The 14,116-nt window shown below is 42.7% G+C and carries 12 protein-coding genes and 1 tRNA gene; 8 read left to right on the top strand and 5 right to left on the bottom strand.

Going from position 1 to position 14,116, the window contains the following annotated elements:
- Window positions 1–81: 81 nt before the first annotated feature.
- From AC6R0S_RS09020 to AC6R0S_RS09005, 4 genes are read right to left on the bottom strand one after another with little or no spacing between them, the layout of a single operon-like run.
- Complete coding sequence (locus AC6R0S_RS09020) at window positions 82–1,365, bottom strand: ABC transporter substrate-binding protein (RefSeq protein ID WP_500637758.1); 1,284 nt, start codon at window positions 1,363–1,365, stop codon at window positions 82–84.
- A gap of 17 nt (window positions 1,366–1,382) precedes the next feature.
- Window positions 1,383–2,519 (bottom strand): ABC transporter ATP-binding protein, encoded by a 1,137-nt coding sequence (locus tag AC6R0S_RS09015; protein ID WP_500632241.1) that lies wholly within the window; start codon window positions 2,517–2,519, stop codon window positions 1,383–1,385.
- 15 nt (window positions 2,520–2,534) lie between these two features.
- Entirely contained in the window at window positions 2,535–3,434 is a 900-nt protein-coding gene (locus tag AC6R0S_RS09010; protein WP_334552655.1) for a carbohydrate ABC transporter permease, read from the bottom strand.
- Between the two features lie 2 nt (window positions 3,435–3,436).
- Complete coding sequence (locus AC6R0S_RS09005; protein WP_334552657.1) at window positions 3,437–4,321, bottom strand: carbohydrate ABC transporter permease; 885 nt, start codon at window positions 4,319–4,321, stop codon at window positions 3,437–3,439.
- A 627-nt stretch (window positions 4,322–4,948) separates the two neighbouring features.
- Here AC6R0S_RS09005 and AC6R0S_RS09000 point away from each other — a divergent pair.
- The 7 genes from AC6R0S_RS09000 to AC6R0S_RS08970 all read left to right on the top strand — a co-directional run bounded on the left by AC6R0S_RS09000 (window position 4,949) and on the right by AC6R0S_RS08970 (window position 12,070).
- Window positions 4,949–5,659: an oligogalacturonate-specific porin KdgM family protein gene (locus tag AC6R0S_RS09000; protein WP_500632242.1), complete on the top strand. Its 711-nt coding sequence runs from the start codon at window positions 4,949–4,951 to the stop codon at window positions 5,657–5,659.
- Between the two features lie 75 nt (window positions 5,660–5,734).
- Window positions 5,735–5,825 (top strand) — tRNA-Ser (locus AC6R0S_RS08995).
- Window positions 5,826–5,916: 91 nt separating this feature from the next.
- Window positions 5,917–7,197, top strand: a complete 1,281-nt coding sequence (locus AC6R0S_RS08990; RefSeq protein ID WP_500637757.1) for a tyrosine-type recombinase/integrase — start codon at window positions 5,917–5,919, stop codon at window positions 7,195–7,197.
- A 646-nt stretch (window positions 7,198–7,843) separates the two neighbouring features.
- Window positions 7,844–9,154, top strand: coding sequence for a hypothetical protein (locus AC6R0S_RS08985; RefSeq protein WP_500637756.1), 1,311 nt, complete (start codon window positions 7,844–7,846; stop codon window positions 9,152–9,154).
- 53 nt (window positions 9,155–9,207) lie between these two features.
- The gene (locus tag AC6R0S_RS08980; RefSeq protein ID WP_500637755.1) at window positions 9,208–9,591 is read left to right on the top strand and encodes a hypothetical protein; all 384 of its coding nucleotides are present in this window, start codon (window positions 9,208–9,210) and stop codon (window positions 9,589–9,591) included.
- A 42-nt stretch (window positions 9,592–9,633) separates the two neighbouring features.
- Complete coding sequence (locus tag AC6R0S_RS08975; protein WP_500637754.1) at window positions 9,634–10,326, top strand: hypothetical protein; 693 nt, start codon at window positions 9,634–9,636, stop codon at window positions 10,324–10,326.
- A 244-nt stretch (window positions 10,327–10,570) separates the two neighbouring features.
- On the top strand, window positions 10,571–12,070 hold the full coding sequence (locus AC6R0S_RS08970; RefSeq protein WP_500637753.1) for a hypothetical protein: 1,500 nt from the start codon (window positions 10,571–10,573) through the stop codon (window positions 12,068–12,070).
- A gap of 85 nt (window positions 12,071–12,155) precedes the next feature.
- Here the strand turns inward: AC6R0S_RS08970 and AC6R0S_RS08965 are convergent, their stop codons facing one another.
- Window positions 12,156–13,055, bottom strand: a complete 900-nt coding sequence (locus tag AC6R0S_RS08965) for a hypothetical protein (RefSeq protein WP_500637752.1) — start codon at window positions 13,053–13,055, stop codon at window positions 12,156–12,158.
- A 254-nt stretch (window positions 13,056–13,309) separates the two neighbouring features.
- Between AC6R0S_RS08965 and AC6R0S_RS08960 the strand changes: the two genes are divergently transcribed.
- On the top strand, window positions 13,310–14,116 hold an 807-nt coding region (locus AC6R0S_RS08960; RefSeq protein WP_500637751.1), incomplete at its 3' end, for a DUF3987 domain-containing protein.

Genomic DNA, 14,116 nt, shown 5'->3' with positions numbered 1-14,116 from the left:
TAGACAGGTCCTTATTAACCGAAAAAGTTGACCAAAAGAAAAAGGCGCGAAGCCATCTGACTTCGCGCCCTACTCTAGCGATTACTTCGCCATGCGTTTCAAGATGCGGTCGCCGCGACGTAGGAAGTCTTTGGCAGCACCAGACGCATCAGTTTGGCCGTAATCCAGTTTTTGCATCACTTCACTAAACAGCTCCATCAACTGAGCGTTGTCTGTGTATGTGGTTGGCAGCACTTCTTTTGGCAACGATTGCGCTTGCAAGTAACCTAGGTAAGACAAGCCTTCTTGGTCGATTTCGCCTTTGGCATCCAACGTTGTAAGGCCAGCGGTGCTCAATGGAATACCACGAGCGAGACCTAGCGCCTCAACACCCACAGGATCGTTTAGCAAGAAGTCGACCAATTTCGCCGCTTCTTCTGGGTGCTTAGTGTTACGACCAATCGAGAACATCATCGAAGGACGCGCCAACAGACCTGAGTCAGTTGCACCCGGCGCCATTGGGTAAGGCGCTAGCTCCAATGTCATTGAAGGATCAAGGTTGGCGGTGTATTTCGCGATAGCTGTATCCCACATGTATAGACCACCGAAGCGACCGTCAATCCAAGGGCGCATTTCATACAAGTTGCCTTTACCGTACGAAGCGAACTCTTTGGTTGATGGGAACACGTGATTGCTGACCTGATCCACATAAAGCTGGAAGAAGGCTTCCATCTCTTTTTGCTCGTAGTTGAGCATGTTGGTCTCAGCGCTGATGATGTCTTTACCCGTGGTTTGCAGCATGTAAGAGCGGTTCATCGCAAATACGTCGCGCGCTTCAATAACCAGTGGGTAGTGATCCGCGCCGAGGTTTTTCTCAAACGCTTTACCCGCGGCCATCAACTCGTCCCAGTTAGTTGGGTAATCCACCCCAGCTTGCTCCCACTTCTGCTTGTTGTAGTAGAACACGCGGGACGTCATACTGACTGGTAAGCCATTGATTTTTCCGTTGACTGTGGTCATGTCCATCGCCGTTTTCGGGAAGTTCGCAATGTGCAGCGCATCCGCCTTTTGGCTCATGTCGTAGAAACCACCGCCATCACGAGAGAAGATAGGCAGCCAGTTCCAGTTGGTTTGCATCACATCAGGTTCAGTGTTACCCGCGATCTGTGTGGTCAAGCGAGACAAGTGACCATCCCAACCTGTGTATTCTGCTTTGACCTTGATGTCTGGGTATTTTTGTTGGAACTTCTCAATCGCTTCCAACGTCGCTTGGTGGCGTGAGTTACCGCCCCACCAAGACATACGCAGTTCAACGTCAGCAAAAGACGGTGCAGAGGTGGCGGCAATCGCCGACGCGATAAGAGTAGTCAGTACCTTTTTGTTCATGGATGTTTCTCCAATTATTATCGTAATAAAGAAATATTCTGTTCAGTTTCTTTGTTAAAGATGTGCGCTTTTTGCATATCAACAACGAATTTAACATTACTGCGCGTTTCCATGCCCAGCTTGTCTTTCACATCGTCAATCGGCACACGAGCGGTAAATTCTTGATTATTCACTCTAAAGTACACAAACACCTCATGGCCCATGTTCTCCATACGCACCACATCGCCTGTGATCGTCGGTAGAGCATCATCTTCAGCCATCTGCAAGGTAATACTGTCTGGGCGAATACCGAGCACTGCTTTCTCACATTTGTGTGAGCGAATTTGCTCCGCTTTCGCTTGTGGCAGTTTCAAACGCTGGTCGCCGATCGCCACGTACAAGCCATCTTCTTCATCGTGCAATTGAACATCACGTAGGTTCATCTCCGGTGCACCGATAAAGCCAGCCACAAACATATTGACGGGGTTGTTGTAGAGCTCATCCGGTGTATCGACTTGCATGATCTCACCGAGCTTCATCACACAGATGCGATCGCCCATGGTCATTGCTTCGGTTTGGTCGTGCGTCACGTAAACCGCCGTCGCAGAGCTGCCCTCTTTCTTAAGGTGACGGTGCAGATCCGAGATGCGCACACGCATTGACGCGCGAAGCTTGGCATCTAGGTTTGACAGTGGCTCGTCAAACAAGAATACGTCCGGCTTTTTCACGATAGCGCGGCCTACTGCCACACGCTGTGCTTGGCCCCCTGACAACTGACGCGGTAAGCGGTCGAGCAACTCTTCAATCTCCAAGATTTTGGCTGCTTCATTAACGCGCGCTTCGATTTCGTCTTTGGGCAGCTTTTGCAACTTAAGACCAAAACCCAAGTTCTCTTTTACTGTCATGTGTGGGTAAAGGGCGTAGTTTTGGAACACCATCGCAATGCCGCGATCTTTGGGTGCCAAGTTGTTGACCACTTTGCCGCCAATGGTGACTTCACCACCGGTGATGTTTTCCAAGCCCGCCAACATACGTAGCGTGGTTGATTTCGCGCAGCCAGATGGCCCAACGATGACGAGGAACTCACCGTCTTTGATGGTCAAGTCGACACCGTGTACCGCCTTGAAACCGTTTGAATATACTTTCTCTAGCTTTTTAAATTTCACTTCAGCCATTGTTCTTACTCCAAATTAACCTTTAATACCGCTACTGGTGACGCCTTCAACAAAGTATTTTTGAGACATGAAGAACACCACGATGGATGGGATGATGGCGATAGAAGCCATTGCTAGAATTTCGTTCCACTTCGCCCCTTCAGTGACGTCAATTGACATCTTCAGAGCCAGTGCAATCGGGTATTTTTCGACACTTGAGACATAAATCAGTGGACCCAAGAAATCGTTAACCGACCACATGAACTGGAACAGCGCTACCGAGATAATCGCAGGACGAATCACCGGTACGACAACATGCCAAAGTACCTGAAGTGAATTACAGCCATCGATCATCGCTGCCTCTTCCATATCTGTTGGTACGCCGCGAAGGAACTGAACCAACATGAAAACGAAGAAGCCTTGCGTTGCAAATGCCAAAGGCAAGTACAGCGGTAAGTAGCTATCGAGCAGACCCATCTCACGGAACATCACGTATTGAGGAATAAGCAGAACCGATTGAGGGAGTAACACGGTCGCAATCAATGTCGCAAACCAGAACTTCTTCCACGGGATGTCAAATCGAGCGAAGCCGTAGGCCACGATGGTCGAAGAGACAACCGTAAAGAATACTTTTGGTAGCACATAATAGAACGTGTTTAAGATGTAGTGACCGAAGGTAAATTCAGTCCCTGTTTTCCAGCCATTGATAAACCCTTCCAGACTCCATTCAGAGGGGATAAGGCTCATCGACGAGAAAATTTCATGGTTGGGCTTCATGGCTGCCGTGAACATCCACAGCAGTGGGTAGAGCATCAAAAAGCCCACACCAATCAACACAACATAGCGAATAAAGGCATTGATTTTTTCGCGGCGAATCGTGCGTGCATTCTCTGCACCATTGTCAACCGCTTGATTTTCAACCGTAATAACTGACATGATTATTTCCCTCCCTTATCGCCAGAGTAGAAGACCCAGTACTTCGATGAACGGAACGTAATGCCCGTAAAGATGGCCACAACAACAAACAATGACCAAGCCAAAGCACTGCCGTAACCCATGTCAAAGAACTTGAACGCGGTTTCGTAGATGTAGAGAGAGATTAAATAAGTGGACTTCATTGGTCCGCCACCGGTAATCACGTACGGAGCGGTAAACTCTTGGAACGCCTGAGTGGTTTGCATAATGAAGTTAAAGAAGATAACCGGCGTGATCAGTGGCACCGTCACTTTCAAGAACATTTGCCATTTGCTCGCACCATCAATCAACGCCGCCTCGTATTGAGACTGAGGCACGTTTTGTAGCGCCGCGAGGAAAATAACCATCGCCGAACCAAACTGCCAAGCACGTAGCAAAGTGATGGAGAAGAGTGCAAATGCCGGTTCACCTAACCAGCTGATAGGCTCCACACCAAAGAAGCCAAGCGCACCATTGAGCACACCGTCGATCGCGAACAACGCGCGCCACAGTACGGCAATAGCGATACTTGAACCTAGAATGGAAGGGATGTAGTACGCGGTTCTGAAAAAGCCAATTCCTTTGAGTTTAAAATTCAGGATAAAAGCTATGAACAACGCGAACGCCAGTTTGACTGGGATGGTCAAGAAAACGTACAAGAATGTAACGCTCATTGACTTCCAGAACACATCATCTTCAGTGAGCATGTACCGATAGTTCTCAATCCCAACGAATTCAGGCGAATTCATGAGATCGTAATCGGTGAAGCTCATCAAAAATGATGACACAAATGGAAAGGCGGTAAACACTATCAACCCGATGATATAGGGAGACAGGTACGCCAATCCAAGCTTACGATTTTCATACATTTTCTCGTCCTCTTTAGAGTTATATGCCAGCCGGTTAGACACTTCCCTTAGCAATACGCCTGCTGGCTTCACTATTCATTTAACGCAACTCTGTGAGGGATTTCACGTCGAAAAAATGTAATTGTGATCTTAAATAACATTTTTAATGATATACACACAAAAAATGTGAAACGCAGTTCTATTTTCATTTTTTTAAAACAAGCGAACTGTAAATTTTTACAAAAAACGGTACCTAAGCGCCAATCTCACACATCAGAATAACTGTCCAAAAATACGCTAAATACAGCGAAAAAGCAGATACAAAAGCCACATAAGATAGAAAATATGGATTATTAATCCTAAAAAATTATCAGAAACTGATTTGGTAAGGATAAAATTGATTCAAATCAAATAAATAAAATAACACAAGGAAAAGGATACATCGGGATGATGAATGATTTTATTTTTAGGGCATAAAAATAAATAACAAAAGCAAAACATCGAATAATTTACAAAATTTAAACGTTATTCCCATCAAAATAAAACATCGTTTCATAGATCACGATTTGAGTATTTTAATGTTCATTTTATTAAGAAAGATCACTACATTAGCCGCCATCAAAACTACAGCTACAAAGGCGTTTCTAGATGAAGAAGATCCTAACCACCGCCATCCTACTTGGCCTAACCGCAACAGCAGTGAATGCAACGACACTGAACCTACGTCATGAGTACATTGCTTCTGAAGGCGATATGGACGCGAGACATCGTGACCGACTCGCCATTTCGCATGGATTCGACAACGGTATTGGCTTGAGCGCAGAAGTAAAATGGGGTTACGGCGATGACAGCTTCGACCTGTCTAAACTGAAAGACGTGGGCCATGAGACCAAAGTCAGCTACAACTACAAAGTCACCGATAGCTTTACGTTACAGCCTGCCTACGCCATTGACGCAAGCTCTTCTGCCGCAACACATAAATTCGATCTACGCGGTACACAAAAGATTACCAGTGATTGGAACGTGGCACTTCGCTACCGTTACGGTTACAAAAACGAATCAAAAAGCAGTGATTCAAGCCACTACAACCAGTTGAACCTCACGTCTGGCTACAAAATGGGCGACTTTGGCTTTGGTATCGATATCGAAGGTAAATTCGAACAATCGGACAGCAAAGGCTACAAAGGCGACAACAACTATCTCAACCTAGTGAACTTTACAGGTGAGTACTCAGGCTTTGATCACGGCTGGCGCCCATTTGGTGAGCTCGGTATGGTCGCACAAAACACCGATGACGCAAGAGACGGTAAAGACTCTTACGAGCCTCGTTTCCGTGTTGGTGTGAAATACTCGTTCTAACCGCTCACAAATAAAGCAAACAGTTTTTATAGGGGTTTACAAGCCCAACCAACCCCTATACTATGCGCCCCACACGGAGAGATGGCTGAGTGGTTGAAAGCACCGGTCTTGAAAACCGGCATACGTTAATAGCGTATCTAGGGTTCAAATCCCTATCTCTCCGCCACATTTATGAAGCCCGAGCCCTTGGTATACAAAGGCTCGGGCTTTTTTCTTATGTGTTCGTTTTTGGCATGATACTGCCAAGTGATACGATCATGTTTCTACTCAAAGACCGCAACGCCACATACTACGCTCGCTACTGCTTTTCTCAGCAACGAATATTGCAAGGTTTTCCCAAAGAACTTCGTTTCTCCCTAAACACTAAGCGGCGAGCCGTCGCGATAGATCGCTTAATGGTTGTCATCGGACATATTCGCTCCCACATCGCATCATGCTCTGAAAGTGATGATTCCCAATTTATAATCAAACACTTGAAATATGAGTTAGCTCGTCTTCGAAAGAACGATTTTGGCACTACAGCTATCCAAATGGGGAGCATACCTGCAACACCTGCATCCCCTGCACAAAAAACAAAATTGGCAGAGAGTCGAGCGACCAACCGCAACGTGTTGGATAAGTTCATCCAATCCAAACAGGCTACGGGAATACTTCCCCGATCAATTCAACAGTTAGAGTCTCGCATCCACTCTTTCATCACGTTTTCTCAAGTTCATGTGTATGACGCCACACCAAAGCTTGCGATGGAGTTTAGAGATAAGTTACTCAGCGATGGCAAAGCTGAAAAATCCGTCGTTGAATACATGGCTGCGCTTAGGCAGTTTTATAAGTGGTTATGTTTAAGAGAGGATGTGGCTAAGAATGTCTTTCAAGGCGTCACCGTTCAGCGTAGACAGTTAAAACACTCACAACAGCGTCAGAGGTGGTCAAAACAAGACCTAACCAAGTTATTCAAACATAAAAGCCTTAGCCCGCCAGATAAAGGGATTGAGCTGACACAGAGTGAGCTAGAGGACTACTGGATCCCCCAATTGCTTCTATACTCAGGCGCTCGTGTCTCTGAGATATGTCAGCTAGATACTGGGGACATAAAGTGTATTGATGATATCTGGTGTATCGACATTAATGGTAGTGGGGATTACAAGCGAATGAAGTCCCCATCTGCTAATCGTTTAGTGCCGCTTCACCCTTACTTAATCAATCGAGGTTTCCTTCGATATGCTCAAAACAGATACGAGAATGGGCAGATAAAGCTATTTAGTTTTAAACCGATGGGAACCAACAAGGATTGGTCGAAAGCATTTATTCATCGCTTCAGCAAACTGCTTGATGAGCTGGGGTTCATGGCTAACCATCGACCAACGCTGCATAGCTTTCGGCATACTTTCATTGACGAGCTTCAACAACTGGGGATTGCAGAAAATATTGTTGCAGATCTCGTAGGTCACGCAAAACCCACAATCACTTTCGGTAGATATGGCAAACAGATTAACTTAGGAAGTCTGCAAATGGTGGTTAATCGAATCAGTATCGTTTGAACAAGAATTGGGTGCTAATAGGCACCCTAACCGATCGCTTAACGTCGTCGGGGAAAAGGTTGATGCTGGCTCATGAGCCTTTCTACAATGTCTCGAATTATCGATTTTAACAGTTCACAGTTATCGTTAGGTTCGGCGTGTTTGAAAATCAACTGCTTTAGTATTCCTGTACCAACGAGATGGTCATCAACGACGTTTTTAACCCATTCATATTGCCTAGAATGGGTGAAAACATCATGTGACGTGAGAAAACCTTCTTTTAAACAAATATCTTGTACTTGCTTTAACATCAATGCTCGTTTGATTTCTTTGTTGTTAAGCAGGGCTTTTCCGAGTGAAGTGTACGAAATGTTCATGTGTTTTTTATTTAATATACACAATTTCCCATTAGTTCACGATTTTATCTTTGTTGGCTTTTTCTGTGTTTAAATCGTACAGCGCCCCTCAAATGATGTGAAGTTAATCACAATAAATTGGCTGAATGTCGGGCTTTTCTTTTATTACACCTCTTTATCATTATCCTGTTTGGCGCATATAAGCTCATGATTAAGTTGAAAGTTTATTCTTTGATCATTAGAGGCTTATCTAGAGGCACCTCTCTTTTAATACACATAATAATATTTAAAGATACATACGGCTTAAAAAAGTGAACGTCAAAAACCATTCAATATTTCTTTATGGGGCGGCTATTGCCACTCTAATCGTCATCTTCACTTACGGTCTTGGCGTCTACTTCTTTAGCATGGAAGCTGGGCACATGATCGATCTTGGTGTCTCCGATAGAATTCGTTACCAAGTAACCATAGATGCGTATTGGGAAAGCTTCCCGCTGCAGTTGCGTCTTTGGGGTGATCTCGTTCCTTTCCTTCTAATAAGCCTCGTTTTACTCGGCGGTATTGCTTATAAACGAAATCCAGACATTTCAACATACTCGATGAAAGTCAAGCTTAGTCTTTTGGCTGAAGTGCTGACTAGTAGCTACTTCCTTTCAAATATGATGCTTTGGATGAATACTGGCATCGAGCCTATCTCTTATGGGAGGGCATACCTTTCGCACTACGAAGAAATGGAACTGATTGCGAATGGAGTCTTAAGTAACGCCTCTTACTTCCGAGAGTTTGCCACGGATATGATCATCGATTACGTGGTTATCGGCTTTACCTCTCTCATTGCTTTGTTGTTAACCAAGCTGATATTGCGAAGCGCTTTGACACACAAAGAGAGTGCTAGCCAACCAGTGCCGTTCTCATCAATGGCAACAGGAGAAAGCAGAGCTCCACTCAACGTAGGCGTTGTAGCGAGCGGAGAAAACGAAGTACCCAACAATGAAAGCAATAATCCTAAAAAGAAAAAACGAACAGGATTTAAGCGCTTCCTCATTATTCTGCGCAATATCTTCATCACTATTGTTGCCTTTGTCATTGTTGCTTTTTTAGTTGCGGCTTTTATGACCACTAAGGAGAAAATCGAGCGAGGGTTTTATGGTGATCTTGGTTGGCATGCTGTGGTAAATGGAGAAGGGACTTACCCCGTCACGCTTTTTACACGGGGCATTTTTGATAGTGGCTCCACTGCGAGAGTTCGAGTGAAGTTAATTAGCCTAGCCGAAGGCAGCATCAAAACCGACATTCATAAAACCGAGTTTGACATCAATCGCGTGTTCCCACTGCACCCGCTCCACGCTTTTCAGCAAGACTACTACATCAAATTAAAGAGAGATGGGCTTCGCGTTGAGCTGTGTACACACTTACCTGTTCGTGACCGTCATAGTGTCGTCGCTGATGAAGATGGGTATCCAATGACTAAGGAAAAGTGCACAGCAATGAAGCCTGTTGGTCGACATCGCAATACTCTAAGCAATATCGCGAACATGTGGTGGTTCTTGGAGTACACAGCCGTCGACCTCAAAGAAGAGCCCTCGATATATCAAGAATGGTACAGGCTGAAAGATCTATAAGAAACATATTTCTAGTTAGTTGGTTACAACACCACATTTTAAAAGGTACTAACATGAAAGCAGTAAAAGTTATCGCATTAGCAGTAGCTGCAGCAGCAAGCCTAACAGTAGGTGCTAGCTATGCAGTCGGTGAGGGTATCAATAGCCTCAAAGCTCTGGCAATGGGTGAGTTTAAGGAAGTTAAAAAAGCATCTAGTGCTACCACAAGTGAGTTCAAAGATAATGGAATGATTGTAGAGGTCGTTACATTTAAGGGTAATGAAAACGAATCTTTCTACTATGAGGTGTCAAACGATGAAGAATTCAAATTCCTATCCCCATCAAAAGGCATGACAGTCACTTACCATCGAAATTTATCTGCATCAGTTTGCGGTTATTTCGTGAAAGAGGTTGGTGATCTGACTGGTGGTGGAAAGCAATGCTTTAAAACTTACTAACACAAATCCTAAGACACCGACTATCGGTGTCTTTTCTTTTTCGTGAAAACGGATTTCACGGCAGTGCGGCAACTGCTGCAACGATTCATACACACTAAACATATTAAATGCATTATGATTTTCAGACTTTTACCACTATTTCTTCCATTCTTGTTGCATTTCATCGCGGCACCGTATGGACAACTTTACGTCGTTCCACTGGAATTTATTTCCAAATTGTGGCCTTTGGCTGTTTTATATGTGTTGGTGGTTTTTGTATTTCGCTCCAAAGCAACTAAGACAGTCTTTACTGGACGAAGAACAGAGATTACATACAGTGATGGCACAACAACAACGGAATACGATACAGCGACGGTGGATAAATCATCTACTGAGTTAAGGGAAGAATATGAAAATCAAGAAAGAACATCTCTGGGAATAGAGAACTTAAATTTCTTCAATGCATGTTTTGTTTCCTTAGTTTTGTTTTACCTCTATACCAACCACCGTGATCTGAGTATATTTTCGCCACTGGATAACATGGATGGATATTGGTCTGTTATCCCATTGTTGTTTTTAGCATTGCTGTGCGTATTTTCAGCGGTTAGTCAGTTGCTCTATGTATTTGCAGGTCACAAATCGAGTGGCTGGTTTGTGTCGTCGCTCGTGATCATTTTTAAGGCACCTTATCGAATATCAGAGATGGTGACTCTCGCACTAGTTGGATTTCAGTTGTGTAGGCTTATGCTTGGATAAAACAATTCAGACACAATCAAGCATTGCCAGAAAATGAATAAGATATTCTCATTCTAAAGTTGAGCTGTGACACTACCTATGTGAAGGAATCAAAAGTTATCTGGGTAAAATACTTTCAGATAATCTCAACAGAGCATGGGTTCATGGTTTACTTTATTGATTAAGGAAAGGCTCTTCAAATTGAAGATATTGATATAGCAAATGTAAGAAATATTTTAATTACAACACTTATGGAGTTTAAGAAGTGAAAAAGTTGGTGATGGCCACTATGCCTATTGTTGTTTCTACTGTTTTAATTGGCTGTGGTAGTGAAACTATTGTAAAAACCAGATCAGATAAAAGCTTAAAAAATTCACAAATAATTATAGTGAAACCTTCAGAGAACTCTATTTTCGACTCGAAGGTTCAGCTTGATCTGCAAAGTAATATATTATCAACCTACAATCATCATGGTGTTATGTATGATAAAAGTGGTGTTAATAAAAGACCTGATGAAATCGCCAGTATAGAGTCGCGAATTAATTATATTGAAGGCCTTGGGTTAAGTGATAAGGTTGAAGAGCAAATTGTTACGAAGTTCAATAAAATTATCACTTACCACGGAAAAATGACTGAAATTGAGAATAGTATTTCGGACGAGGTTCTTTGGGATATATATAGCAATCGTAAATATAACGGTAGTTTAGCAGAGTATGTCCCTCACTTAAAAAATGCATTAGACCTTAGGGAAAAATACGACGACTATATTAAACCCTATAATGATCTTGTTGATAATGCCAAATTGGATATGAATAAATCTCGCGATGCTTACAGAAGTCAAGTTAAGGCAGTAAAAGATAAGATGTTTGAGTATGTACTTGATAACGAAATACCTATTCAACGTAACAAATTATATGTTTTTAATGCAACTCACAAATATTCTATTTCTGATAATGCTTGTCCAATATCTGACTATTATACAGGAATCTCAATGCAGACTATTCTTAATAAAGAAAATGGTACCTGTCATTATTCTATGCATATAAACAACACAGACGCAGTCCTAACAAAAGAACAGAATGAAGCAATTAATGAAATTGTTGTAAATAATAACGATACTCTGTCTAAAGCGTATGTAAATATGCTAGAGTCTGACGCCATTCTCGACGCTGCGAAAGAGCAATTGAATCAACGTAAAGTTATAGCAAATAATAAGTTCGATAATATTGGACGTAGTATCACTGGTAGCCGACTGCATAAAGTCGCTAGAGCATTGAGCAAAAAAACAGGGGGGTATTTTAATGCTGAAACGCTCCGTTGGGGAAATACTGGTGAAAAAGGATTCGGTTATGTTGTTAGTGCATTTATTATGAGTAATGGTTTAGAGAGCGATGTCGCCCTTCCCATCGAACTGCTAAGTAGCAAAGATCTATTCTTAGCATATGACGACCTATTAATTAAGGAATTAAACAACGCTACATTTAATGATAGCGTAGACAGTGATGGCAATACGGATATTGTTAAGTCAGATTTTGTTAATGCTATCAAGTTTCTAGAGACGAATAAGGATTCAGATGATAAGTCATATATTATTTTATCTGAAAGTAAAGATGACGAAGGTGTACGTATCTTAAAAGAAGCTAAAGTAGCACGTAGCCTTCATGATGTCCCATTATTAGTCTCTGGCTTGCCTGATTATCAAAAAGAACCTTATAGAAGAGCAATAAGCTATTGTGCATATAGTACAAGCGAGTGTTTAAATTAAAAAAATTATTAGACTAAATTAAACCCCAAGACACCGCCTATCGGTGTCTTTTCTTTTGCCAAAAGGTTTCCCGATAGCAAGGCAACTAATTAGCACCTTTAGTCGCAGATATACGTCGAGACAGTGAGTCACGTCGCCTACATGTCAGTTGCCCTTTCATCTCTACTTTGCAAACTAACTGCTGCATCAGTTTATACAACGAGTGGGTTTCACCATTACATTCACCTAACGTGTCCAGTTCTTTCATAAGGCGATTGTACTGCCTGCTCATTTGCTTTTTGTCATTGGCCTCAAACGCGCAGATCCATTTTTTAGCTTGGTTTATCATACGCTTGAGTTGCTGTTCTTGTGATGCGATCTCTTCCTGTTTGCGGGCAGCTTTTACTTTCCAATTTGGTGCCTTCTTCTTTGCTGTACCGATATAGCTTTTTTGCAGTTGATATGATTGATGGCTGATCCCCGTGGTTTCATAGACAGCGTTATTAAATGCGGTTTTAAGTAGTCTCGTCGTCGACTTACGCTGAAGATCTGCGAGGTACGTAAGGTTGTTCGTGAACTTGCCAATGATCAGATGCATATGATCACCGCTGCCTCTTACGTGTGAATCTTGTTCCTGTTGGTGTAGGACTGCACGAGCAATCGGAGCTAATTGACCAGTTCTTACATCAAGATGCGACGCCAAATTTATCATGAGTGTATTAAGAATTTGACGCCACTTCTCAGGTGAAGGACGGATTGATTTTGGTAACGTAAAGCAAAACTCGACCGCTTCTTTAGGAGGGCGTCCCCCCCGTCTTGCTGCAGCTTGTTTTAATTTGTACCGCTCGCAGTTTCTCAGCATATTCAGAGACTGTACCTCTGAGCCGTAGATATTTATTATTTCTTGTGTGTGCACATGATTCCTATGTTTTTTATTCAATAGGTAGTGCTCCCTCGCCATAATGTTGCGAGTTGCTTGAGTGATAACCGTCCAGTTTTTCAACATGCTTTTTCTAAACTATATGAATTTTTCTCGCTGAAACAAAACCTTGCCTAGAGCCTGATGTAGTCAAGATAGGGAAACCTCCACATTACTTCGTATGTTGGTTTCGCCACTTGCAAGAGGGTGAGCCCTCTTAACTCCCCTAAAAAAATCTTCGCCGTTATTTCAATTGCATAGATTGATTCTGTGAAATTTCTTTTTGTCAGCACTTGCGTTGCACTTTCAAATAAATGATGTTTGATCGAAACAAAGAAACTATGAAATCAAATAAGCATACAGCTCAATTAGAGCTACCCAATATAGAACCAAGCCAAACTAAAAAAAGAAGCACCAAAACAGAGGTCATCGATTCAACTCAAGATGTGAAACGCACACCTGATGAATTAAATGAACGACAACTTGAGCTACCAAACCTAGAGCCCTCTCTCCACTCGGCAGGTAATGCAGGTGTTGCAGGTGGGGGGGATACATCAACAAAATGGGAGCTAACTCGACCTCTCATTGAGGATGACCTTCCCCCAGCATTAAAACTTCTTGATGTAATGTTGCCTAAATCATTACGCGCATTTGTGAGAGAAAAGGCGTACAGCATTGATAATATGTCACCTGATTACCTCGCTGTTGCGCTTATTACAATGATTGCTGCCATAATCGGTAGTAATGTCGAGATCGAGCCAAAGAAACATGATAATTGGAGAGTCGTCTGTATTCTTTGGGCAATATTAGTCGGTAAGGCTTCTGAGAAAAAAACACCAGCAATGTCTGCAGCGATGTCTTTTGTTAATAAAGTCAAAAAAGAAGTTATTACTCCAATCACTAAACGCAATGCCACTATAAATGCTTTAAAGAAGAAGCGTTTAAATGTAAAGCGCCAAGAACTAGAGCAAGAATTAGAAAGTGCTTTCGACATTGAAGATGAGGCACTGCAGATAGCGGTAGCAGATAAAATAGCTCATCTGGAAGAACCCCCAATTTTGGATCAGAAAGAAGTTTATATAAATGATAGTACGATTGAAGCCTTGACTATATGTGCACAAACATCACTGTCGGGACTGACGATTGTT

Source organism: Vibrio sp. R15-SG3-ISO1B (assembly GCF_059833835.1).
The sequence above is the reverse complement of the archived record's forward strand: the minus strand, read 5'-3'. Positions and strand labels throughout refer to the sequence as shown.

What these genes read in the sequence shown, in the direction of transcription:
- AC6R0S_RS08965 (WP_500637752.1), bottom strand. Translation starts at nt 13,055, where the DNA reads ATGTTGAAAAACTGGACGGTTATCACTCAAGCAACTCGCAACATTATG.
- AC6R0S_RS09010 (WP_334552655.1), bottom strand. Translation starts at nt 3,434, where the DNA reads ATGTCAGTTATTACGGTTGAAAATCAAGCGGTTGACAATGGTGCAGAG.
- AC6R0S_RS08990 (WP_500637757.1), top strand. Translation starts at nt 5,917, where the DNA reads ATGTTTCTACTCAAAGACCGCAACGCCACATACTACGCTCGCTACTGC.
- AC6R0S_RS08980 (WP_500637755.1), top strand. Translation starts at nt 9,208, where the DNA reads ATGAAAGCAGTAAAAGTTATCGCATTAGCAGTAGCTGCAGCAGCAAGC.
- AC6R0S_RS09000 (WP_500632242.1), top strand. Translation starts at nt 4,949, where the DNA reads ATGAAGAAGATCCTAACCACCGCCATCCTACTTGGCCTAACCGCAACA.
- AC6R0S_RS09020 (WP_500637758.1), bottom strand. Translation starts at nt 1,365, where the DNA reads ATGAACAAAAAGGTACTGACTACTCTTATCGCGTCGGCGATTGCCGCC.
- AC6R0S_RS09015 (WP_500632241.1), bottom strand. Translation starts at nt 2,519, where the DNA reads ATGGCTGAAGTGAAATTTAAAAAGCTAGAGAAAGTATATTCAAACGGT.
- AC6R0S_RS09005 (WP_334552657.1), bottom strand. Translation starts at nt 4,321, where the DNA reads ATGTATGAAAATCGTAAGCTTGGATTGGCGTACCTGTCTCCCTATATC.